This is a genomic window from Alteromonas aestuariivivens (assembly GCF_003367475.1).
Taxonomy (GTDB): Bacteria; Pseudomonadota; Gammaproteobacteria; order Enterobacterales; family Alteromonadaceae; genus Alteromonas; species Alteromonas aestuariivivens.
This window is the reverse complement of the sequence record NZ_QRHA01000004.1, coordinates 88,387-112,514: the sequence shown is the minus strand read 5'-3', so window position 1 is coordinate 112,514 and position 24,128 is coordinate 88,387. Positions and strand designations below refer to the sequence as shown.

The window sequence follows — 24,128 nt, the reverse complement described above, 5'->3', positions numbered from 1 at the left end:
TCCTTTTTTAAGCAGGGTTGGATTATCACTGGGGGCGATGGTTTACCGGCAGTGTGTGAAAACCACTGGTACTCGCCAGTAATGTACTACGAAAAGCCTGGGCTGCCAGATTCATAGGCCGGTGTTGAGTCGTTACGACATGCCATTGGGCATTAAGTGGAAAGTCCTGCACCGTCAGTATCCTTATTTGCTCAGACGAAGCCGGAGTGAGCGTATGCTCTGATATGATCGCCAGCCCGAGCCCGGCAGCGACTGCAGCCTGGATGGCTTCATTACTTTCCATCACCACCACATTTGCGAAGGTGATATTCCTTGGCTCGCAGTAAGTTTGCAGGCTTCGGCGTGTTCCGCTGCCCGGTTCACGTAACAAAAATTTTTGCCCGCACAATGATTCGAGAGAGCAGTGGTCCGGCCCGGAATAGGAGCTCGGTGCGATCACAACCAGGCGATTTTGCATAAAAGGTGCACTCATCAGGGAACTGTCTTCAGGTGGATGGCTGAATACGTACAGGTCATCCAGGTTTTGACGCAGACGCTCAATAACCTGAGCCCGATTACCTACGGTGAAATTGACTTCAATATTTGGGTGCTCGTGACAAAACTGGCTCAAAAACGGCGGCACAACATACTGAGCGGTGCTGACCACGGCCAGATTCAGCGAGCCGGTCTGCATGCCCCGAATAGCGTGAATCCGGCTATCCAGTTTCTGCTGTGCGCTGAGCACCGTTTGAGCGTATTCGTACAGAGCTTTGCCAGCATCGGTCATAATGACCTGACCGTGCACATGCTCAAGCAGCGGAATGCCTATAATTGCGCTAAGCTTTTTGAGTTGCAGGGATACCGTTGGCTGGGATAACGACAGGGACGAGGAAGCCGCAGTGACCGAGCCACAGTCCACCACGTGACGAAAAACTTCCAGCAACCGAAACGTTAATGAGTTCATAGCATCGAGTTTAGTCGCTGGTAGCGTAAAATCCATTTTTCAAACTATTGATTTTTATAAGGGGATGGCGACAGCCACCGCTGGTGGCAGTGTGCCAGGCTATTCAGTGGCGCCCAGCTCGCCACTATGGGCATGGCTGAATTTTTGCGCTACAATCGCCGGCTTTTCCTGAAGCCGGATTTGGCTAATGGCGTATGCCTGGCCGAGTCTGAAGAAAACTCCGGTGAAAGGGGCGGTCTCTAGAGATGCTCCTGGCCGAAAAATAACCTGTCGAGGAATCGTTCATGGCAAAAGTCGCAATCGTTATGGGTTCAACATCGGATTGGCCAACCATGCAACAAGCAGCGCTGATGCTGAAAGAGTTTGGTGTGGAATTCGATGCCAAGGTGGTTTCTGCCCACCGAACCCCCAATCTGCTGGTAGAGTTTGCGGAAACGGCAGAAGAACAGGGGTACAGTGTGATTATTGCGGGAGCCGGAGGCGCCGCTCACTTGCCGGGTATGATTGCAGCACACACCCATTTGCCGGTTTTCGGTTGCCCGGTTAAATCCAAGGCACTTAACGGGTTGGATTCTTTACTCTCGATTGTACAGATGCCCAAAGGGGTAGCGGTAGGTACCCTGGCGATCGGCGAAGCCGGGGCGGCTAATGCGGGGTTACTGGCAGCTCAGGTGGTTGCGTTGCAGGAACCAAAGGTAAGGGATGCCATTCGTGCATTCCGCCAACAGCAGACAGATACTGTAATGGCGAATGGCACCCTGGAGCTTGACCAATGAGAGTCCTCGTTTACGGCGCTGGCCAGCTGGCACAAATGATGTATCTGGCGGGGTGTCCGCTCGGTATTGATGTACAGGCCGTTGATGTAAGTAACGATACGGTTGTTCATCCGGTCAGCAAACAACCACTGGACACCAGCCTGGCCCAGGCGATAGAAGCGGCAGACGCGCTGACCGTTGAGTTTGAGCATGTTCCGGAAAGGCTTCTTGAACAAGCTGCAAGGTCGGCCAAGCTGATGCCTTCAATCGACGCCATTCTGGTAGGGGCAGACCGGGTGAGAGAGAAGCGTTTACTGGATTCCCTTCAGGTACCAAATTGCCCGCATAAGGTGATCAGCGACCTGTCGGAGTTGGATGAGTGCATCGACCTGCTGGGTGACAAACTGATTATCAAGGCCAGCCGTGATGGTTACGATGGTTACGGCCAGTGGCGTCTGACCGATACCAGCCAACTGGACGAGCTGAAATTGTCACTGAGCGGACTGGATTTGAAAACCGTGCCGTTGGTGGTAGAGAGCATGCTCAGCTTTGATCGTGAATTGTCATTGATTGGCGTCCGTGGCAAGGGTGGGGAAGTGAAAGTCTATCCGCTGGCTGAAAATCTTCATCACCAGGGTCAGTTGCACGTTTCTGTGGCACCGGCTCCCCAGGTATCATTGGCCCTACAGGAGAAAGCGGAAGCCATCTTCAAGACGCTGGCCGAGGGCATGGACTATGTCGGTGTACTCGCAGTGGAAATGTTCCAGTGTGGGGACGAGCTACTGGTGAATGAGTTAGCGCCGCGGGTGCACAACTCCGGCCACTGGACACTCAGTGGTGCCGACATCAGCCAGTTTGAAAACCATCTTCGTGCGGTGGCCGGGTTACCTTTGGGTGATACCGCTGCGATCGGCCCCAGTGCCATGATCAATGTGATTGGTTGTAGCAGTTTTTCCCGTGATTTGCTCAGCATTCCAGGCTGCCATTTACACTGGTATGGCAAATCTGTGCGTGACAAACGTAAAATGGGCCACATTAACCTGGTGGCGAAAAGTTACGCGGGTTTGGGTGAGAAAATGCACACCCTGAGCCAGTATCTGCCGCTGGAATTTTTCCCCAAACTGGTTAACGAAGCACAACGTTTGTCTAAGTGCTGAAAAAGTTGGCCTTGACAATAATATCAGGGCCAACGATATTGAACGCCCACCATCGTTTTTCCGCCGGCTTAGCTCAGTTGGTAGAGCAACTGACTTGTAATCAGTAGGTCGCCAGTTCGATTCCGGCAGCCGGCACCAATCTTCCCATTTTGATTCTGCTCTGACGGCAGAGCTTTGCTATTCCAGCGCTACTTTCACTTTTCCAATTTCTTCACTACTATTCGGTAATTAACCGTGAGCTGGAATCTTTATGCAGTTTTTCAAAAAGTTAGTGTTATTGTCAGGGTTGCTTGTCAGTTCGGTGAGCGCAGCCTGGGCGGAGGTGGAAGTGGCAGATGCTTATGCCCGGGCAACGTTTTCCATGGCCAAAACCGGTGCGGTTTACCTCACGCTGGTCAACAGAGGCGGTCAGGAACAAACATTGATTTCGGTGAGTACCAGTTTGGACGTCGCCTCAGATGCCCAAATCCACACTACCGAAATGGACAATGACATGATGAAAATGCGACAAGTCAGAGACGGGGTACTGATTCCTGCTGGCGGCACGCTGGACTTTTCCCCTGGTGGTTATCACATCATGTTAATAGGGCTCAAAAAGGCCCTAGAGCCAGGTCACACAGTGCCACTTACTCTGACATTTGTGTCGGGGCAGCAGATTCATTTGGACGTTTCGATATTAACGGTTGATAAACCCGCGGGTCACCACCATCATCATAGTGGTGACTAAAGAACAGCCAAAGGGCGGGATTGACGTCAGCTGTATTTTTAATCCAAATCCCTCCGGAACGGCTATCAAAAGGTAACCAACGTGGAGCCAGGCTCTGTCTGAAACGCTCCACCCAACACGGGAGTATCCAATGAGCAAGATCGATATAGGAATTTCTGAAGGTGATCGCAATGAAATTGCCGAAGGTCTGAAACGTCTGCTGGCCGATTCCTACACCCTTTACCTGCAAACTCATAATTTTCACTGGAATGTGTCCGGGCCCCTGTTTCGGGAGCTCCATCTGATGTTCGAAGAACACTACACCGAGCTTGCTGAAGCGGTAGATGAAATTGCAGAGCGTATCCGTACATTGGGTGTGGTTGCGCCCGGAACCTACAAGGCCTTTGCCAAGTTAAGTTCCATTGAGGAAGTTGAAGGTGTGCCGGAAGCACAGGAAATGGTGCGTCTGCTTACTCATGGTCATGAGCAGGTAGTGAAAACCTGTCGCGAAGTCATTAAAATAGCTCAGCAGGCAGACGATGAGTCTACTGCGGCTCTGGTAGGCGACCGTATGCGGGTACATGAGAAAACCGCCTGGATGCTGCGGGCTTCGCTACCGAATTAATCATCAAAAAACGACAAGTATTTATGACTAAATCTTTTAAGAAATTCGGGTGCCTGGCGTCAATGCTGGGCACTGTTTTATTTGCCTCCTCAACCTTCGCTGCGTCCCTCAACGTAAAGGAACTGGCGGTGGGGCTGTCCAACCCCTGGGGTATGGTATTTCTGCCCGACGGCGACATTCTGTTGACGGAGCGAGCCGGAAAAATTCGTCGCTTCGACATGCAAACCGGGCTGGGGGAACCACTTGCCGGGGTTCCTGAAGTGGCAGCGGTGAACCAGGGCGGGATGCTGGACATCATCTTGGACCCTGGGTTCAGCACTAATCAAACCATCTACTTCTGTTACAGCCGCCCCACTGAAGGCGGTAGTAGCAGCAGTGTTGCCAGGGCGAAGCTTGGCGAGTCATCAATTACCGATGTCACGGATATTTTTATCGCCGATTCAGTGGCTGACAACGGTTTTCACTTTGGCTGTCGATTAGCCTTTGACGCTCAAAATGCCCTATATGCCAGCTTGGGCGATCGCAATTTCTTCAAGGAAGAAGCGCAAAACACCGACAACCATTTCGGTACCATAGTGCGCATCGATACCAAAGGGAAACCCATCGCGGACAATCCGTTTATCGGCGGTAAGGCGCCGGAAATTTTCACTTATGGCCACAGGAATGTTCAGGGCCTGACTATCCATCCGGTTACCGGAGAGGTGTGGGCCATGGAGCACGGCCCAAAAGGCGGTGATGAAGTCAATAAGCTGGCGAAGGGCAACAATTACGGCTGGCCGGTGATTACCTACGGTATTAATTACAACGGCGATATCATTTCTGATAAAACGCACATGGAGGGCATGGAGCAACCCGTGTTGTACTGGGACCCTTCGATTGCACCCAGTGGGATGACCTTCTATTCGGGGGAAGCGTTCAAGGATTGGCAGGGAGACCTACTGGTCGGAGCGTTGAAGTTTACTCACCTGAGGCGTATCGAGATGGACGGAGACACACCCGGCGAACAGCATGAATTTCTGAAGGAGCGAAAGGAACGCATTCGTGATGTGACGGTAGGCCCCGACGGCCTGATTTATCTGCTTACCGATTCTCCGGAAGGAAAATTGTTGCAGGTGTCACCCGCAGAGTAAGTGAGCCAGGTAACGAGAAGGCCCGCAAGTCGGGCCTTCTCTATGCGTAAGCTAAAGGACGACGCGGGAGACGTTACTTGCATTTTCTACCTCTCTCCCCCATATAGCAGAACAGAATGAAACAAGAGGCGCACGAATGGACAATTTAGTGGCAAACAACACGGTAGATATCACACTGGAAAACTTTCAGCAGGTGATCCTGCAGGACTCCCGGGAAAAGCTCATCATGGTGGACTTTTGGGCCGAGTGGTGTGAACCCTGTAAGGACCTGATGCCTATCCTGGATAAAATTGCTGCTGAATACTCTGACTCGTTGATCCTTGCCAAAGTGGATTGTGATCAGCAGCAGGAAGTGGCCGCCCAGTTTGGTATTCGCAACCTGCCAACCGTGATGCTGGTAAAAGACGGGCAGCCGATTGACGGCTTTGCCGGCGTTCAGCCCGAATCACAGATACGTGAAATGCTGGCAAAGTATTTACCCAAGCCGGAAGACGAATTTCTGGTAAAGGCCGCAGAGCTGGTTGCACAAGGTGATTATCAAAGCGCCTTCCCGCTTGCCAGACAGGCCTGGGAACTGAACAATGAAAATCTGGACGCCCGCTACCTGTTCATAGATTGTTTGATTGAAACCGGCTCGATCGCTCAGGCCAAAGCAGAACTGGAAAGTATCAAACTGGTGGATCAGGACAGCCGCTATCAGTCCCTTTCCGGCAAGATTGAACTGGCAGAACAGGCAGCAGAATCGCCGGAACTGAAGCAGTTGCAGGAAGCGGTGGAAAAACAACCGGATGATCTGCAACTGAAGGTCGAACTGGCGGTGCAATTACAGCAGGCCCATAAAGCCGAACAGGCGCTGGAATTATTATACGGGGTGCTGGTTAAGGACTTGAATTTTGGCGAGGCGAAAAAGGTTATGCTTGACATGATTAATGCCCTGGCTGACGGCGACCCGCTCAAATCCCAGTATCGCCGCAAAGTGTACAGTTTGTTGTACTAACCAGCTTCAACCCGTTTAACCCGAGTTATTCAGAGCCCTGTGGACCACAGGGCTTTTTTGTTACCGTTGGGTTTTTACCCTGACACAGCAGACTCATGTATCAACAATTCTATTCACGTTTTCTTGCTGCCAATGAAGGTAAACAGCACTTTTCTTGCCACAGTCACTACTACTGGCCGGATGTTACCCGCCAGGCCATGCTTCAGTACTGGGATGACACCGCCCGCTTGGTTGACGATAAATGGCAGTATTTTTTTGCTACGCTCATCCCTGAGTTACAGCAATCCATCAGTTCGGTGCTGAATACCGCTTGCCCACAGCAAATCGTATTTGCACCCAATACTCATGAGCTCCTATTTCGCATACTCAGTTGTCTGGACTGGCGAAAACTCGTCAATATCGTTGCTACTGACAGTGAGTTCCACAGCTTTCACCGGCAGGCAAGCCGCATGGCGGAGTGGGATAACGTCAATCTGATCACTGTGCCGACACAGCCGTTTGATAACTTCAGCCAACGGATGATTGACCAACTCGCCCAACAGGCAGTAGATGTATTGTTCATCAGTCAGGTGTTTTTTAACTCAGGCTTTGTTGTTCGAGACCTGCAACGAATTGTCGATGCTGCAGCCCACACAGACACCATTGTTGTGATTGACGGGTATCACGGGTTTATGGCGATACCTACCGATTTGTCACAGTTGCAGGACCGGGTTTTCTACCTGGCTGGTGGCTATAAATACGCACAGGCAGGTGAAGGAGCATGTTTTGCCCATGTGCCCAAAGGTTGTGACTTGCGGCCGTTGTATACCGGTTGGTTTGCCGAGTTTGGTGCACTGGACAAGCCCAGGGCCGGTCATGTCCAGTACAGTCAGGATGGCATGCGGTTTGCCGGAGCTACCATGGACTTCAGCGCGCTGTACCGTATGCGTGCAGTGTTTGAATTGTTTGCCACCCACCGGATTACGGTGGCTGACATTGATCATCACGTGCGCCAGGTACAAAATGCCTTTCTGGAAAGGCTGGAAGGCTATAGCCACCCACTGTTAAATCATTCAAACCTGCTGGTTCAGGATCCCCGTCAGCGCGGACATTTTCTGACGTTTAACCTGCCTGATGCCGAAGTAACTGCCGATTTGGCAGGCAAATTGCGAACTCATGGGATACTGACTGACTTCAGGGGCAATCGTCTTCGTTTTGGCTTCTCTCTGTATCATCAAGCCGACAGTATTCAACTGGATTGCCTGTCTCAAACATAACCTTTATCGGAGGTTCAGTATGGAATGGTTTTGGCCTACTCTGGCAATTGTCTGCATTGTAGAAGGTCTCGGGCCACTGTTAATGCCCAATCGCTGGCGTTTATATATGCTGCAGGTCAGCCAGCAGCCCTCCAATCAGTTGCGGCAGGTAGGAGGGATTCTGGTCGTTGTCGGGTCGGTGAGCCTTTTTTATTTGCTGCACTGAATATTGCCGCCGGGATGTGAACACCTCATCAAATAATGTCGGGCGTTTATTTTCCATAACTTGGATGATTTTTTCCCGCATTGCTGCATTTTTGCTCATAAAAGTGATGATCATCCATGGCGATTTTTGATAGAATCCACGCCTAATTTTCTGAGACAAATGATTCATGGCAAAGAATGTGGTGGTACTCGGCACCCAGTGGGGTGACGAGGGTAAAGGTAAGGTCGTTGACCTTCTGACTGATCGGGCAAAATACGTAGTGCGCTATCAGGGTGGGCACAACGCAGGTCATACACTGGTAATTGACGGTGAAAAAACCGTTCTTCATTTGATTCCGTCCGGTATTTTACGTGACAACGTTACCTGCATCATTGGTAATGGTGTGGTGTTGAGCCCGGAAGCGCTGATGAAAGAAATCACCATGCTGGAAGAGCGCGGTGTGCCGGTGCGTGAGCGCCTTAAAATCAGTGAAGCCTGCCCACTCATTCTGCCCTACCACGTGGCCCTGGATGTGGCGCGCGAGAAAGCTCGCGGTAGCAAGGCCATAGGGACTACCGGCCGCGGTATCGGTCCGGCTTACGAAGATAAGGTATCCCGTCGCGGTCTGCGGGTGGGTGACCTGTTCAACCAGGAAGACTTCGCTGCCAAACTGAAAGAAGTGCTGGCCATCCATAACTTTATGCTCACCGAGTACTATGGTGAACAGCCGGTTGATTTTGACCAGACCCTTGAACAGGCCATGGCTGTGGCAGACATTCTCAAGGCAATGGTTGTCGATGTGACCGATGAACTGGATAAAGCCCACAAAGCTGGCCTGCCCATTATGTTCGAAGGCGCCCAGGGCACATTGCTTGATATTGATCACGGCACCTACCCGTATGTTACTTCTTCAAACACTACCGTTGGTGGTGTGGCGACGGGTGCCGGTTTTGGCCCGCTGAAGCTGGACTATGTACTGGGTATTGTTAAGGCCTATACCACCCGTGTGGGTTCTGGTCCGTTCCCGACTGAACTCGACTGCGATGTAGGCGAGCATCTTGGCGTTAAAGGGCACGAGTTTGGTGCAACCACCGGGCGTAAACGCCGTACCGGCTGGTTTGACGCCGTGGCCATGAAACGTGCCGTACAAATTAATTCTATCACTGGTTTCTGCCTGACCAAACTGGACGTACTTGACGGCCTGGAAACCCTGCAGATTTGCGTGGGTTACAAGGATGCCGAGGGTAACATCAAAGATGTACCGCCAATGGCAGCCGACGGTTACGATTTGGTGACTCCTGTATACGAAGAAATGCCGGGCTGGACTGAAACCACCTTTGGTATTACTGAATACGATAAGCTGCCTAAAGCGGCGAAGAACTATATCAGCCGGCTGGAAGTGCTGACCGGTGTGCCGGTAGACATCATTTCTACCGGGCCGGACCGTAATGAAACCATTGTGATGCGCCACCCTTACGACGCTTAAGTACACAGTTTGTCCACAGACAAATAACACACTGCTCACAGCCTGCCTTTTGCGCAGGCTGTTTTGTTTTTAATGTCACCGGATCTGGTATAGTGGGCATCTGATTATTACGAATGCTTCGGGGGCGTATGTCTTCTCAACCCGCAATGCAGGCTGCTGATGCAGTCAAGCCCTTCAGTGAATTGGTCAGCGCACTGAAAAACAGTTTTTCAACCGGGAAAACACGCCCACTTGACTGGCGACGAGCGCAGTTATTGGCGCTGAAGCGATTAGTCGAAGACAACCAGCAGGAAATTCAAGGGGCGTTGCAGGCCGACTTGGGTAAGTCCGAATCCGAAGCCTGGAGCACGGAAATTGGCTACATACTGGCAGACATCAAACATACCCTGAAGCACTTATCCGGCTGGATGAAGCCAAGAAAGGTGTCCACGCCGCTGGTAGCGCAACCAGCAACCAGCTTCCGTTTGCCCGAACCCCTGGGTACAGTGCTTATCATCGGGGCCTGGAACTATCCTTTTCAATTAGTCATTGCCCCTTTTATTGCCGCCCTGGCGGCAGGCAACTGTGCGGTACTTAAGCCTTCAGAACTGTCTCCTCACACTTCTGCATTGATTGCCCGGCTGATCCATCGCTATATGGACACGTCTGCGGTGGCAGTGGTTGAAGGAGGCAAGGAACAGACAACCGATTTACTGTCGCTGGCCTGGGATCATATTTTTTACACTGGCGGTGAACAGGTCGGTCGCATAGTGATGCGCTCTGCAGCGGAGCATCTGACACCGGTGACACTGGAATTGGGGGGCAAGAGCCCCTGCATCGTGGATGGTAACGCTGATATTCGTGCAACTGCCCGGCGCATAGTGTGGGGAAAATGGCTGAATGCCGGCCAAACCTGTATTGCCCCGGATTATGTGCTGGTTACCCGGCAGTATGCTGACAGCCTGATTGAGGCTCTGAGAGCTGAACTCAAGGCCCAGTATGGTGAGCAACCGTTATCCAACAGTGATTATGGCAGCATCGTCAACCCGCGACATTTGCAACGCCTGGTGGGTTACCTGAGCGACCTTGACTCAGTTATAGGGGGTGAAGTTGACGAGGCTGCACGCAAGCTGGCACCCACTCTGGTTGTTGACCCTCCACTGGATTCTGCGTTGATGCAGGAAGAAATTTTCGGCCCCATATTGCCGTTGATCACCGTCGATACGCTGGAACAGGCCGTCGAATTTGTTAACTTGAGGGCCAAGCCGCTGGCGATGTATCTGTTCACCAATAATAAGGCGTTTGAGCAAAAGGTGCTGGCACAGACCAGTGCCGGAAGTGTCTGCATTAACGACACCCTGATGTTCATGACCAACCCGTCGTTGCCGTTTGGCGGAGTGGGTTGCAGCGGAATGGGGCAGTATCATGGCGAGTCCGGGTTTGCGACTTTCAGTCATTTCAAGTCGGTGATGAAGCGCAGCTTCTGGCTGGACGTTCCCATCCGGTATGCCCCCTTCAGCAAGCTGAAACTCAAGTTGCTGAAAAAGCTCATTTAGTCTTTTTTAAAGCCGGGCCTGGCTGGCCAGTGGGCTGAAAGGCCCGGCAGTGTATTATCGTCGTTATTGGAGTATTTCATGCCACAACCATTTCACCTTGCTATCCCTGTGGATAATCTGCAACAGGCCAGGGCCTTTTATGGAGATTTATTGGGCTGTGAGCAGGGCCGCAGCAGCGACCGCTGGATCGACTGGAACTTTTACGGACACCAGATGGTGACCCATCTGGTGGATGAAATGCCTTCCTCCCCCCGGCACAACAGTGTTGACAGTCACGCCGTGCCTGTTCCGCATTTTGGTGTGGTGTTGAGTATGCAGGACTGGCAGCTACTGGCAGATAAGCTTCAGGCTGCCAGCATTGAGTTTATTATAGAACCGTACATACGGTTTAAAGGTCAGCCTGGCGAACAGGCCACGCTGTTTTTCCGTGACCCTGCTGGTAACGCACTGGAATTTAAAGCGTTTGCCGATCTGGAACAGTTGTTCGCCTGCTGAGCACTCAGCCGGGTGCAGCCCCCTGTGACTACTGCGCTGGATTAACGATGGCTTTGCCCCGCCCGCTGGACTGGGAAGCGGCATCCATTCCGTCCACCGTCGCTGTAATAAGGTGCAGGTCACCAAAACTGCGGTTGTCGAGGGTGTAACCCAGTCTCTCCAGTTCTTCCAGTGTGCTGGCGTCCAGCCCCGAATGGTGGCGAATGGTGTCTTTGGGCCATAACTGATGGTGGACTCTTGGGGCATCCGCAGCAGCTTGGGCAGTCATGTCGTATACCAGGGTATTCAGCACCGACTGGGTTACGGACGAGATAATGGTTGTTCCGCCCGGAGAACCGGTTACCAGTGCCACGTCACGGCCTTTCAAAACAATGGTGGGTGTCATGGAAGACAGCATGCGCTTGAAGGGCTGTATCTCATTGGCGGTGCCGCCGATGGCGCCGAAGAAGTTTGGCACACCCGCTTTGGCACTGAAATCGTCCATTTCGTCATTCAGCAAAAAGCCCGCACCACTAACCACTACACCTGCACCAAAGCTGAGGTTGATGGTGGTGGTGTTGGCGACTGCGTTGCCCCAGCGATCAACAATTGAGAAATGGGTGGTGTCTTCGCTTTCATATAAACCTGGAGCGATGTCTTCGGTTACCGAAATGGCATCCGGGTTGACTTCGCTGGAGCGCTTCGCCAGATAGGCAGGCTCTGTCAGTGCCTGAACCGGTACTTCAACAAAATCGGGATCACCCAGGTATTCCGCGCGGTCGGCAAATACCCGTTTGCCCACTTCCGATAACAGATGGATGTACTGACTGCTGTTGTGCTCGGGTAACGACTCCAACCAGGGTTCCATCATGCCCAGCCACTGCACCACAGCCACACCGCCGGAACTGGGTGGCGGCGCGGTAATAACCGTATACCCGCGCCAAGTGTGAGTAATGGGCGTACGCCACTTGGCTTCATAGCTGGCCAGATCCTGTGCGGTAATCAACCCCCCGTTTTGTTGCATATAACTGCTAATGATGCGGGCTGTTTCACCGTCATAAAAGCCGTTCCTGCCTTGGTCGCGTATGCGCTTGAGGGTTTCGGCCAGTTCTGGCTGTGAGAACACGGAGTTTGCGGTTGCGTGGGCAAAGTAATCGCCAAAATTGGAAAATAGCCCCTGCTTTTGTACCCGCGCCAGGTAGCGGGAAATCCGGCCTGCAAGGTGCTCAGGCACTACAAAGCCCTGTTCAGCAAGGTCTACGGCGGGCTGGACCAGCCGTGACCATGGCAGGCTGCCGTACTTCTGGTGTGCTTCCCACATTCCCGCCACAGTGCCGGGAACGCCTGAAGCTTTGGCGCCGAATAAGGATTCATAGGGGTGAACATGACCCTGTTCATCGAGATACATATCCCGGTGAGCGGCGCCAGGGGCCATTTCTCGGTAGTCGAGAAAATCTGCCTGTCCGTTGATGGATAGGGTCATAAAGCCGCCACCGCCTATGTTGCCCGCCTCTGGATAGGTAACCGCCAGCACAAACTGGGCAGTGATCGCGGCGTCAACAGCGTTGCCACCTTCGGCCAGCACCGCCATGGCCGCGTCGGCACTGAAGGTATCGGGCATGGCAACCGCCTGTTGGCCCGCAGAGGGTATGGTTACGGTTTCGATTTGGCGGGCACAGCCGGTACAAACCAATATCAGTACTGCTATAAAGATACTTCGCATAGGGTTATCCAATCATTACCAGGCTTGCTATTACATAAGCGACAAGGGTCATACCACCGGCAACCAGCGCGTAGGGCAACTGGGTGCGCACGTGGGTAAGCAGATCACAACCGGCAGCAATGGAGGATACGGCAGAGGTATCGGAAATGGGCGAACAGTGGTCACCAAATACGCCCCCGCCCAGTATCGCGGCAATCACCAGGCTGGGCGGTAGCCCCAGAGCCTGAATCAGCGGTACGCCAATGGGTATCAGAATTGCGAAGGTACCCCAGGAAGTTCCGGTAGTGAACGACATGATGGCACCGGCGATAAACAGCATCGGCACAATAAGGAACAGCGGCAGATACTCACCCACAATGCCGGCAACAAATACGCCGGTACCCAACACTTTCAGGCTGCTTCCCAGAGTCAGCGACAGCAACACAATGGTTACCAGTGGGAGCAATTCACCCATGCCTTTGAAACCGATGGCAACCGCTTCATGGTGGTTAAACCGGCGGTGGAAAAGCAACAGGAAATACGCCACCGAAGTGGCCAGAATGGTTGCGTACAACACCGATTTACTGCCGCTGCCTTCGGCCAGCACGCCATTGCCGGTCCACAGCATAAAGCCGACCATGCTGATAACCATGGTCAGCAGCGGAACCAGCATAAAGCGGGCTTTGGTGGCTGGTTCGGTGGTCAGCGGGGTGTCAGAGTGAGCAACCTGCTCATCCTCTTTCGCCATTGGGCCGTGAACTTTGTCTTTGACAATGGTGTACGCGACGATGGCGAGGGTAAAGAGCGCGTAAAAGTTTAATGGTACCGAGCCCCAAAGAATGCTTGCAGATGAGGTCTCCAGTTCGTAAGTGTCGAGCAGCCCCAGTATAAAGGCTCCCCAGCCGTTTAGCAGGATAAGGATGCACACTGGCGCACTGGTGCTGTCGATGATATAGGCCAGGCGCGCACGGCTCATACCGAATTTGTCAAACAGGCCCCGGGCGAAAATACCCGCGGTCAGCACACTCAGGTTGGATTCGATGAAAACCGCTATGCCGGTAAACATGGTCAGTCCGCCCACCTGACGGCGATTTTTGGCTACGCCTTTGCGGGTCAGCCAGTCAACGGTAGCGGTCACGCCGCCGGAGTCACGGATGTAGGCCAGCAGCGCCCCGACCAGTACTGAAAACAGCAGGATGCGGGTGTTGCCCGGGCTGGACGCGACTTCTATTACTCGCTCCACCGATGTGATGGGGGAAAGCGCCACAGCTCCGCCGGCGTTAATCAGGATCAGCGCTTCTGCGCACAATACTGCCAGCAGTAACGCCATAATGACTTCTTTCTTCCAGAAAACGACAATGATCGCTACCAGCGGGGGGAGAATTGACACCCAGTCCATACAGAATTCCCATTACCTTATTGTGATTGTTGTTGGGGCGTTGATTGAACCTTGCTGCGCAGTGGGTTTACAACTAAAAACTCAAATGGGTGGGCTTGTGCCACCCAAAAACAGAATTTACATTCCACAAGCCTCTGCATTGGTGGCAAATGGAATCAACATAAGACTACCCAGTTTACTCAGTAATTCCTAGCGCCTGTTTCGCTTTGTCGGAAAACCGCCGTTAAATCTTCACTGACTTATGGAGCGTTGAGCCCCGATTCGTAAATCAGGCTTACCACTTCGGCAAAGAACTCAGGCTCCGCTGAAGCTTGCGTACTGGCAGGTTCGTCGGTGTAGTCGGATGTATTGGGTTCACGGGTCAGAAAAACGATGCCCATCTCGAGTTCGGGTTCGACCAGTGCAATTAGCCCGGGCTGCCCGGCAACGCCATACGCAGAGTTACTGGCATAGGGGCCAAAGTAGTGGCGCAGCTTGTTTGCCTGTTGCAAGCCTGATGCGCTCCCACCTTGTTTGCTGCCCGGAGACAGCAACCCTTGCACCGTGTCAGTGCCTATCAATCTGCGATCATTGTATCCGCCACCGTTTAGCAGCGATTGCAACAGGGTTGCCAGTTCCAGCGCGTCGGAATGCAGCGTGGCACTCTTATCCTCTGCCAACGTCAAGTCAGGCGCGCTAAAAGGTAAATTTTTACCGTAACAAAGCGAATTATTGAAGTCGTCACTGACATCAAAGGCAGCAACTTGCGCAGCGGCGCCATGGGAATCAAGCCCCAACGGCGCGTATTGCAGGTTTTCGCAGTACTCGTTCGCTGTCAGGCCGGTCATTCGCTGTGTGAACATTGCCAGCAATCCACGGGAGTGGCCTGACTTCGGCGATTCTGGAGGTATTGATGTCTGACTGGTGGAGGCCGATTTGCGGGCAGTTCCGTAAGTTGTGTGTTTAATAATTTTACCGTCTTTGAAAACCAGCAGCACGGCTTCCGGTAAACCAGCGGCAATGCGCTGCTGGATGAGTTTATCCACTTTATCATCTTCAATTGTGGTTTCGGCGTGGCCGCCTGTGAGTACTGGATAAGGAATGCGCACGTCCAGACTGACGTTGTCCGGTTGCAAGTTTTCCAGGGAGAGGGTGTTGAGGCCGTTACGGGTGCGTCTGGCCAGCGAATACGTATAGTTCCGGCCAGCTTCCAGTGGCTGGGCAATGTTAATCTTCTGACCGTTTATGCGAATGTCTGCAAAGGAATCCTGGGAGGCTGCTAGGGAAATCCAACCCGCTCCGGCGTAAGCTTTGAAAGTCTGTCGAAGATAAGGCTGGTTGGTGCTGTCGGGTGTTTGGCCGATGAGAGTTTGGTCCAGTTGGCCTCGTTTATCGGGCGGTTGTTGTGTGCTTATGAGCTCTACCTGTTGTTCAAAATCATTAACACATTCTGCCAACTGGTCAGGAAAATATCTGTCCAGCAGTGCAAACAGGATGGCGGCCGTTTCGCTGTCGGGTAGGCCGGTCACTCCGGCAGGCAAAAAATGCAGTTGAAACGCACTCAAGGCGTTCTTGGTTTGCTTGTCCAGGACACCGCTTTCATTGACGCCATAGCCATAGGAACGCAGTGCCTTCTGAAACAGGTAGACAGACGGGCGTTGCTCGCTGAACAACTGGCGATAGCGGGCCAGGGTTCCATCGTCATACCAGGCGCCAATGCCCGCCTGATAAAGCTGATACCAGGGAAAACGGGGGCCGGGGTCGCGTTTTCGGTTAAAAGCAATGTCCGAATGCCCAACCACGGCGGTAGGGTGAATATCCGGATTGCGGGCCAGTATGTCGCTGGCGAGTTCGATAAGCTGCCCGATTTGGTCCCCATCGTAGGCGGGAAACACGCACGAGGGGCTGCTGTATTCCGGGCCCTGTGGCGCTGCCAGTAGTTCCGGCTGGCAGTCTGGTACATTCACCAGTTCAATGCCGATTGAACTGTCATTCAGGTTGGTGCGCCCTTGCCAGTAACTCTTGCCGGCATGCCAGGCTCTGTCTTCTTCCTGCACCAGTTGCAAGGGGGTCAGGTTGGAGTGGGGATAACTGGGATCGCGGGATTCCGGCAACAGATAATGTGAGCTGAGCCCGTCCTTACCAACCAGGGCCTGCACACTTTGCGCATAATCAATGGCGGTGAAATGAATGACCAGCGAGCGGATTCGCTTATCGTGGTTTTCCGAAGGCAGCTGTTTAACGGTCGCACAGCCGAACATCAGCAATGCCCCGGTTGAGTACACTAATTGCCTGAATTGTGATTTTCTTCCCTGCTGCCAGTAAACGGAAAACAAAGTAACCCCGGGTTGTTTGTGGCGATGACCTGTATTCTGGCGACAAAAGCCCAAAGTTACCATAGCTTGCTGCTGTTGGTGGCGCTGAAAGCGGCGTTGGAGGCAGTAAAATTTATTTTATTTCTACCCTGGGGTAGGATGGCGGGCATTGTGATTCCTCCAAATTCGGGTTGTTATGTTGGGTATTCGTCGAACGGTTCTGTGGGGCCTTGTGTGTGCAGTAGCTTTCAGTATGGCAAACCAGGCCGTCGCTGTTGATGCTGCTGAGGATATCGACCTGGCTTTGGGCCAGAAGCTGATGCTGGATTTTCGTTATTTCTGCTATGACAGTACGGCCAGCGAACAGTGTCGGCAACCGGTGAAAGGGCTGACGCCTGAAATAGCCGATATTCTGGTGAGCGGAAAAATCGGTGGTGTGATCCTGTTTTCTGAAAACTTGCACAGTATTGAGCAGATTGTCACGCTGAACTACCAGCTACAGGCCTTAATGGCCCGGCACGGGTTGCCGCCGCTGTTTATTGCCATCGATCAGGAAGGCGGGCGTGTGGCGCGGCTGGATGCCAGTATTGCCACCCGTTTTGTCGGCAATATGGCAATTGGGGCAACTTACCCTGAACATGGCACCCAATACGCCAGCCGCGTCGGAGTTGGGCTGGGCAGGGCGATCAAACGCCTGGGCTTTAATGTAAATTTTGCCCCTACGGTAGATGTAAATGTAAACCCCGACAATCCTGTCATTAATGTGCGCAGCTACGGTGAGGACCCCAAATGGGTTGCCGAACTCGGCGCTGCTGCGGTAGCCGGAATGCAAAGCCAGCAAATAATCAGTGCACTCAAGCACTTTCCCGGGCACGGCGATACCCACATTGACAGCCACACTGGCCTGCCCAGGGTGGAGCACAGCAAAAGCGTCATAGAGCAGGTCGATCTGGCCCCGTTTCGGCACATTATTGCTCAGGAGGCAGCGCCGGGCATGATCATGACCGCCCATATTCAGTACCCTCAACTGGACAATCAAACCTTCACAGCCCTCAATGGCGAAAAGACCATCCTGCCCGCGACTATGTCGAAGGCCATTCTGACCGGATTGCTGCGCCAGCAAATGGGCTACCAAGGCGTCATTGTCACCGATGCACTGGATATGGCGGGCATCGCCCATTATTTCGATCCCGCCGGTGCGGTGGTACAAACCTTTAACGCCGGAGCAGACATCGCTCTGATGCCTTACCGAATTCGCAATGCCAGCGATATCAAGGGGTTCTGGAAATTGCGCTCAACACTTCAGCAGGCGGTAGTGAAGGGTGAGCTGTCAGAAAAGGCAATGATGGCATCCGCCCGGCGAATTGCGAAGCTGAAAGAGGGATATTCTGTGGGGACTTTTCTTGCTGAGCCGCTCAGCAAACGAATCCACCAGGCTCGGGGCGCCTTGCCCGACACTGCCAATCAGCAGCTGGAACGCGAGTTGGCCCGGGATGCCCTGACGCTGATTTACGATTCTGGTGTGTTGCCGCTGGAAGCCTCCGGCCACTGGCAGGCGGTTATGCCAGATCAGGCCCGCTGCGAGGCGTTTGAATACAGTGCGAACAAGGCGAACCGCAAATTGACCGTATCCTGCCTGAGCCTGGCTACCATTCCTGCCGATAAACCCTGGGTTCAGTGGGCAAAAGCGGATGCCCTGATCATTGGCGATATTTCACCGCAACACAGTGTGGTGGAAATGGGGGGTATGGACGATCTGAATACATTGAAGCCCAGGGCGAACAAAACAGCCCAGTACCAGTGGATGCAAAATGCCATGCAGGCCGCCCGCAGTAAACATGTGCCCGTTATTCTGGTTGCCCTGCGGGCACCCTACGTAGCCAGTCAGTTCACTAACAGTGCAGATGCCGCGCTGACCACCTACGGCTATAACGTGGATGAGCGCGAAGGGCAGATGCAGGGGGCGGTGTTCGATGCTCTGGTATTGGGGATGCTGGGGCTGGCTCCGGTATCTGGCAGCCTGCCAGTGAGCGTCAGAATGACGGATTAACCCCGTTTTTTTCTGCGCTGAATTTCCCTGAAAGTCGCTTTTGCAAAGTCTGAATTTGGCTATAGTTTAAACACTTCGCTTTAAATTCAGGGGCTCACATGAAAAGTGAGGGCGTGGTGTTAATCACCACAATCATTCCGGCACTGGTGGCGCTGGCGGCGATCGTCGGTGTTGTTTACCTGTGTTACTACCTGCTGATCGGCAGACAAACCGCGCTCACCGGCGACCAGAAAATGCCACGTCAGGTGGGTATTGTGGTTTTGTGCATTGTCGGCCTGGTGACGTTTGTGCTGTTTCTGCCGGTCAGTGTGGAAACCCGTAACCAGATCATTGCCCTGATTGGGGTAGTGCTGTCAGGAATGATAGCTTTCTCCTCCACCAGCATCATGTCGAACCTGATGGCCGGTATTGTACTTCGCATCAACAGGCCCTTTCGGATTGGCGATTTTATCCGGGTGCATGATCATGCCGGGCGGGTAACAGAAATGGGCATTCTGGATACCGAAGTACAAACCGAAAAGCGGGAACTGATCGCATTTGCCAACAATACGCTGATCACTTCGCCGGTGACGGTGGTGCGCTCTTCCGGGGCGATCATTTCGGTGGAGCTGAGCCTGGGTTACGAAATTTTTCACGGTGATATTGAAGCTGAACTGATTAAAGCAGCGGAATCGATTGAGCTGGAAGAGCCTTTCGTGCAAATCACGCAGTTGGGCGATTTTTCCGTTTCATACCGCGTTGCCGGCCTGCTGAAAGATGTGAAAAGTATGCTCGGTGCCCGATCCCGCTTGCATAAAGCGGTGCTGGATCATCTGCATCAGGCGGGCATCGAAATCGTTTCGCCGTCCTTTATGAATCAGCGAGCGCAGCAGCCAGGGGTACAGATGATCCCGCGTCATAAGGTAGTTACCTCAGATAGCGCAGAGGAAGGCGACCCAGATGCTATTGTGTTTGACAAGGCCCAGGAGGCAGAACAGCAGGAAAGCAAGCGCCAGCAGCTGGAGAACAGCCTGGCCGAGCTTGAGGAGCAACTTAAAACCGCAGAAGGTGAACTTAAGGAAAGCCTCAAAAGCCGCAGGGAGCAGCTAAAAATCCGTTTGGCTGAGCTGGTGTAGAGCCAGCAGCAGTCCGAAAACGATGGCGGGCCTCCTAAGGCTAACAAAGCTGACAGGACGGTTGAACGCGGTGTCAGAACTCTACCGGTTGGCCGTTCAGTATTGCCAGATGCGGTGCTGAATCTGGCTTAGAAAGCAGCAAACAGGCCTGATCTCCGGGCATCGGCAGTTCAGGCAAAGGGGCAGAAACAACCAGCACCGGCAGCGTGGTCTGGATATTAAGCTCGTTTGCATCACCGTAAAAATAACCCACCCCTTCACGCATAAGTTGCAGGTACTCTGAGTCATCGAGCGTCATTGGCCCGGTAATGGCGAAGCCTTTGCGGGGGCATAGTTGAAGAGCAGGTTGGCGTAGTGTTTTAAACCCCTGCATGACGCACAAATCGCCAATTGCAGCTATGCGGGCTTCGCCGCTGTGGCGATCAATATTGATGGCCATATCGGCCACAAAAAGGTGGCGGCCGGGAACCGTCAGGGCTTCGATTTTAAGATCGCAAAAGCCATCTTCACGGTTTTCCGGGATATGGTAATAATCTTTCGGCGTGTAGTTTCGATAACTGCCGTCAAGCAACGCCGCCAGCGCACTGTGCAGGGCCACTACATTCATTTTTCTCGCCGTCTGGCGGTGAGGGTCATCCCAACCAGCGCCACTTTCAATCAGAATGGTGCTTATAGACAAGGCCGCAATATTGTCACCAAAACAACGCTTTGAGTAGGTGTCGTCGTAGCGGGCGACTTCGTTTGGCAGCCAGTGACGGATGGCCTCCTGCATGCAGGCAATCAGCTGTTTGGCCCGGTAGCGCGCGTCATCAACCTGTTTTTCGGTGTTAAATGCCGGGGCCAGAAAGGCTATTGTACTGGGGTGGGCGGTTTCTCCGACACTGTAATAGGCATTCTGATCGTGCAGGTTGAACGCCACTTCCGGTTCCAGTAATTGGGCCTGCGACATCAAAATTGCTCCTTCCGGGGTTTGTAATCCAAGAGCATCGCGGTTGATGTCGATGCCCTGGGCATTATGCCGTGTGCATTGAGCGGCGCCGTCGGGGTTAAGCATGGGAATAATGTGAATCGATACCCGTTGCTTCCAGTCTGCAGGAAGACCGGTGTCTGCGCCTGAGTTAAGCCAGTGTAGCCAGTCGAGCACAGCGGCGGTGGCGGTGGCTTCGTCGCCGTGCATCTGGGTCCAGGCCAGGATGTTTCGTGGCCCCCGCCCTATGCTCAGGCGTTGGATTGGCACCCCTGCATAGGAATGCCCCAGCAGTTGGCAATCAATTTCCCCTGACCGAGCCAGCGTGTTTAACACAGGTTCGATATCACCGAATGTCAGGTGGAGTCGGTTTAGTTCCGGCCAGTGGTATTTTTTAAAATTTCCGGCGGCCAACGTTGCCGGGGTATAAACGGGTTTATTCATGCTGCTCACTCTCTGAGGGGCTCAAAGGACGACTGACTTCATCCAGCAAATAAAGGATATGCGCGTATGGGATCCCGCTGTGGTGGCTAAGGCCCAACTCACAGGTTCGGCTGTTGCTCACGCCGCGCTGGCATCCTTGTGGAATGGCGGCAGGAAGTGAGGCCAGCGCAGCAGCGTTCAATTCGGGGTGCGTGAAGCCTTTATCGCCGGCAAAACCGCAACAGGTGATGTTCTCAGCCTCAGTGACATTTTCAGAACATAGGTGCGCTAATGTTCTTAATGCCAGCCCATTGTCCATGTGGGTACTGCTGCAGGTAATGTGCAGCATAATGGCTTCGTCGCTAGGCGTGATTTTTAGCCTCGGTACTGCCTGGGTAAGTAAAAATTCAGTGATTTCAAACAGTTTTAGCTTTTCATTATCCTGCAATTGCCGGGCGCAGGGGCTGGCGTCCACAATTACCGGCCATTTGCCGTTTTCACTGAACCGTTGCAATAACTCTGTGAGGCCCTCTTTGGCTTGCCTGCTGTGGTCCGGGTAACCTTTGCTTTGCCAGGGTTGCCCGCAGCACTGGCCCTCGCTGCGTTTGGGAACAAGAACTTCAAACCCGGCTTTGTTGAGCAGCCGGACAACCACATCCGGCAGAGCCTCTTCGCCACCGGAACTGCCAAACACCCGGTTAGGGCAGGTAATAAAGTAAACCACCTTTTGGCTAAAGCCCGCGCTGGTTTGGTAATGGGTGTCGGCACCATCCGGCAGGGCGTCGTACCACACCGGAATCAACCCTCCGGTCAGTCTGTTCGCCTGCCTGCTGAAATCAGACAGCCTGTCTGGGCCCAGCCATCGGGCCAGCTGGCGGGCAGTACTCAGGCCTGCTCTGCCCGCAGCCAACAGGCTGCTCAGATGGCTTCGGGTATAGTTAGCTACCCATGCATGACTGGCTGCGCGGGTGCGCAGTTCAGTGATCCAGTTGCCGGTGTTGATGCCCACCGGACAGGTGGTTGCACACAAGCCGGTAGCGGCACAGGAATCCACGCCCAGAAATTGGAAATCCCGGTCGATCTGCACCCGTTCTTCCACCGCTAATGTGGCCCTGCGGCGCTGAAGCGCAATGCGCTGACGGGGAGACAAGGTGTAGTGCAATGAAGGGCACTGGGGTTCGCAAAATCCGCACTCTATGCATTTATCTACAATCGGGTCGACGCTGGGCAGGGATTTGAGATCTTTGAGGTGGGCTTTCGGGTCATCGTTAATGATAACCCCAGGGTTGAGCACGCCCGCCGGGTCCAGCAGGTTTTTGATGCGCCGCATTATTCCCGCACCATCTTCGCCCCACTGAAGGGCTAAAAACGGAGCCATATTGCGGCCGGTACCGTGCTCTGCTTTCAGGGTGCCCTGAAACTGCTCCGTCACAAGTTGTGCCACATCCTGCATGAAGTGCTGATAGCGTTCGATGTCCCCGGCAGTTTCAAAACCCTGGGTGAACACAAAATGCACATTGCCGTCGAGGGCATGGCCGAAAATGATCGCTTCGTCGTAACCATGCTGGCGGAAAAGGCGCTCCAGCCCATTCAGACCATCGGCCAGATACTCCAGCGGAAAGGCAACATCTTCAATGATTACCGTGGTACCGGTTTGTCGCACAGCACCCACTGCCGGAAAAAGGCCTTTACGAATTTTCCACAGCTCTGCACAGCGTTGCGGCTCTGGGGTAAAGGGGCACATGGGTTTTGCCGCGCTGCCCTCAAGTTCACGGTTTATGTGCGCCAGGCGGGCATTCAGTGTGGCTTCGTCACCGGCACCTACTTCAATAAGCAGCGCCACCTCGCCATCCTTAACCGGTGCGTCGCAGAAGGGGGCCAGCAAATTGGCGACCGAACGCAGTGCCCGGGTATCCATCAGTTCCACCGCGCTGACGTTGTGTTGCCGCAGGGCCGGGATTTGTTCACAGGCCTGGCGAATATCACCAAACAGATACAGCCCGGTTGCGCTGGCAGCCGGTATGGCAACCGTGCGGTAGGTGATGCTGGCGATAAAGGCCAGTGTGCCTTCTGAACCGATCAGCAGGTGGCTCAGAATGTCGACAGGATCATCGAAATCGAGCAGCGCATTGATGCCATAGCCCAAGGTGTTTTTAAGCCGGTACTGGTGTTCGATACGTGATGAAAGTGCAGGGTTATTGCGCACTACCATGGCCAGTTCCGACAGGCCTTTCAGTAATGTGGCATGACTGGTGCGGAAACGCCCGACACTGGCCGCATTGCCGGTATCCACACAGGTGCCGTCGCTGAGCACAAACTGAATTTCGTCAAGGGTGTGATAGCTGTTGTTTTTCACGCCGCAACACATGCCGGAAGCATTGTTGGCCGCAATGCCGCCGATTTTGCAGGTATTGATTGAGGCTGGGTCCGGCCCGATTTTGCGTTGAAATGGGCGCAGTGCCTGATTGGCCGCAGCGCCAATAACGCCAGGTTGCAGGGTAATGCGCCTGCCGTCCTCCAGAACTCGGGTCTGCTGCCAGTCACGAGTCAGCATTATCAGTACCGAATCACTGATTGCCTGACCGGAAAGGCTGGTGCCCGCTGCCCGAAAGGTAACCGCAATACCATGATGGCTAACCAGTTGCAGCAGTTGCTGCATTTCTTCAGTGTTGGCAACCTGCACCACCAGCCTGGGGATTTTGGTGTAAAAACTGGCATCGGTACTAAACGCCACCCGCCGGCTGATATCGCTGATGATACGTTCATCGGGGATCACATCAGGCAGCCTGTTGCGAAACTCCGCCCAGTTAGATTGATCCCTGTGTGCTGGCGGCTGGCTGTCTGCGGTCACATTGGCGCTCCTTGAAAAGGTTAGGGTTATTTAAGGGGATTTTGTTGGGCCTGGCAATGGCTTTGTATCTGTTCTGTGC

Annotated in this window: 19 protein-coding genes and 1 tRNA gene; 14 read left to right on the top strand and 6 right to left on the bottom strand. The window is 53.5% G+C overall.

The window, feature by feature from the left end; genetic code table 11:
• Positions 1-25: 25 nt before the first annotated feature.
• Entirely contained in the window at positions 26-943 is a 918-nt protein-coding gene (locus DXV75_RS06570; RefSeq protein WP_181898371.1) for a LysR substrate-binding domain-containing protein, read from the bottom strand.
• A 284-nt stretch (positions 944-1,227) separates the two neighbouring features.
• On the opposite strand from DXV75_RS06570, the gene purE reads away from it, so the two are divergent.
• The 12 genes from purE to DXV75_RS06510 all read left to right on the top strand — a co-directional run bounded on the left by purE (position 1,228) and on the right by DXV75_RS06510 (position 11,269).
• Positions 1,228-1,719, top strand: a complete 492-nt coding sequence (purE, locus tag DXV75_RS06565) for a 5-(carboxyamino)imidazole ribonucleotide mutase (protein ID WP_115592600.1) — start codon at positions 1,228-1,230, stop codon at positions 1,717-1,719.
• The gene (locus tag DXV75_RS06560; protein WP_115592599.1) at positions 1,716-2,855 is read left to right on the top strand and encodes a 5-(carboxyamino)imidazole ribonucleotide synthase; all 1,140 of its coding nucleotides are present in this window, start codon (positions 1,716-1,718) and stop codon (positions 2,853-2,855) included. The genes purE and DXV75_RS06560 overlap by 4 nt, the downstream gene beginning before the upstream one ends.
• A 62-nt stretch (positions 2,856-2,917) precedes the next feature.
• A tRNA-Thr gene (locus DXV75_RS06555) sits at positions 2,918-2,993 on the top strand.
• 112 nt (positions 2,994-3,105) lie between these two features.
• Positions 3,106-3,582 carry a copper chaperone PCu(A)C gene (locus tag DXV75_RS06550; protein ID WP_115592598.1) on the top strand — a complete coding sequence of 159 codons (477 nt, stop codon included), beginning with the start codon at positions 3,106-3,108 and terminating at the stop codon, positions 3,580-3,582.
• Positions 3,583-3,712: 130 nt separating this feature from the next.
• Positions 3,713-4,186 carry a Dps family protein gene (locus DXV75_RS06545; protein WP_115592597.1) on the top strand — a complete coding sequence of 158 codons (474 nt, stop codon included), beginning with the start codon at positions 3,713-3,715 and terminating at the stop codon, positions 4,184-4,186.
• A 23-nt stretch (positions 4,187-4,209) separates the two neighbouring features.
• Positions 4,210-5,316: a PQQ-dependent sugar dehydrogenase gene (locus DXV75_RS06540; protein ID WP_115592596.1), complete on the top strand. Its 1,107-nt coding sequence runs from the start codon at positions 4,210-4,212 to the stop codon at positions 5,314-5,316.
• A 136-nt stretch (positions 5,317-5,452) separates the two neighbouring features.
• The gene (gene trxA, locus DXV75_RS06535; RefSeq protein WP_115592595.1) at positions 5,453-6,313 is read left to right on the top strand and encodes a thioredoxin; all 861 of its coding nucleotides are present in this window, start codon (positions 5,453-5,455) and stop codon (positions 6,311-6,313) included.
• A gap of 95 nt (positions 6,314-6,408) precedes the next feature.
• Complete coding sequence (locus DXV75_RS06530; protein WP_115592594.1) at positions 6,409-7,569, top strand: aminotransferase class V-fold PLP-dependent enzyme; 1,161 nt, start codon at positions 6,409-6,411, stop codon at positions 7,567-7,569.
• Positions 7,570-7,588: 19 nt separating this feature from the next.
• Positions 7,589-7,774: a DUF2065 domain-containing protein gene (locus DXV75_RS06525; protein ID WP_115592593.1), complete on the top strand. Its 186-nt coding sequence runs from the start codon at positions 7,589-7,591 to the stop codon at positions 7,772-7,774.
• A 166-nt stretch (positions 7,775-7,940) separates the two neighbouring features.
• On the top strand, positions 7,941-9,239 hold the full coding sequence (locus tag DXV75_RS06520; protein WP_115592592.1) for an adenylosuccinate synthase: 1,299 nt from the start codon (positions 7,941-7,943) through the stop codon (positions 9,237-9,239).
• Positions 9,240-9,367: 128 nt separating this feature from the next.
• Complete coding sequence (locus DXV75_RS06515; RefSeq protein ID WP_115592804.1) at positions 9,368-10,774, top strand: aldehyde dehydrogenase family protein; 1,407 nt, start codon at positions 9,368-9,370, stop codon at positions 10,772-10,774.
• A gap of 78 nt (positions 10,775-10,852) precedes the next feature.
• The gene (locus DXV75_RS06510; protein ID WP_115592591.1) at positions 10,853-11,269 is read left to right on the top strand and encodes a VOC family protein; all 417 of its coding nucleotides are present in this window, start codon (positions 10,853-10,855) and stop codon (positions 11,267-11,269) included.
• Positions 11,270-11,297: 28 nt separating this feature from the next.
• Here DXV75_RS06510 and ggt read toward each other — a convergent pair whose 3' ends face one another.
• The 3 genes from ggt to DXV75_RS06495 form a co-directional block, all read right to left on the bottom strand.
• On the bottom strand, positions 11,298-12,971 hold the full coding sequence (gene ggt / locus DXV75_RS06505) for a gamma-glutamyltransferase (RefSeq protein ID WP_115592590.1): 1,674 nt from the start codon (positions 12,969-12,971) through the stop codon (positions 11,298-11,300).
• Positions 12,972-12,975: 4 nt separating this feature from the next.
• The gene (locus tag DXV75_RS06500) at positions 12,976-14,349 is read right to left on the bottom strand and encodes a Na+/H+ antiporter NhaC family protein (protein ID WP_115592589.1); all 1,374 of its coding nucleotides are present in this window, start codon (positions 14,347-14,349) and stop codon (positions 12,976-12,978) included.
• Positions 14,350-14,588: 239 nt separating this feature from the next.
• Positions 14,589-16,727: an N-acetylmuramoyl-L-alanine amidase gene (locus DXV75_RS06495; RefSeq protein ID WP_115592588.1), complete on the bottom strand. Its 2,139-nt coding sequence runs from the start codon at positions 16,725-16,727 to the stop codon at positions 14,589-14,591.
• 169 nt (positions 16,728-16,896) lie between these two features.
• Here DXV75_RS06495 and DXV75_RS06490 point away from each other — a divergent pair, with 169 nt between their 5' ends.
• A complete protein-coding gene (locus DXV75_RS06490) occupies positions 16,897-18,693 on the top strand; it encodes a glycoside hydrolase family 3 protein (protein WP_181898370.1) in 1,797 nt (598 codons plus the stop codon).
• Positions 18,694-18,791: 98 nt separating this feature from the next.
• Positions 18,792-19,808: a mechanosensitive ion channel domain-containing protein gene (locus DXV75_RS06485; protein WP_115592586.1), complete on the top strand. Its 1,017-nt coding sequence runs from the start codon at positions 18,792-18,794 to the stop codon at positions 19,806-19,808.
• 73 nt (positions 19,809-19,881) lie between these two features.
• Here the strand turns inward: DXV75_RS06485 and DXV75_RS06480 are convergent, their stop codons facing one another.
• A complete protein-coding gene (locus DXV75_RS06480; protein WP_115592585.1) occupies positions 19,882-21,219 on the bottom strand; it encodes a M14 family zinc carboxypeptidase in 1,338 nt (445 codons plus the stop codon).
• A complete protein-coding gene (locus DXV75_RS06475) occupies positions 21,212-24,049 on the bottom strand; it encodes an FAD-binding and (Fe-S)-binding domain-containing protein (RefSeq protein ID WP_181898369.1) in 2,838 nt (945 codons plus the stop codon). Before DXV75_RS06475 ends, DXV75_RS06480 begins: the two co-directional genes overlap by 8 nt.
• Positions 24,050-24,128: the final 79 nt, after the last annotated feature.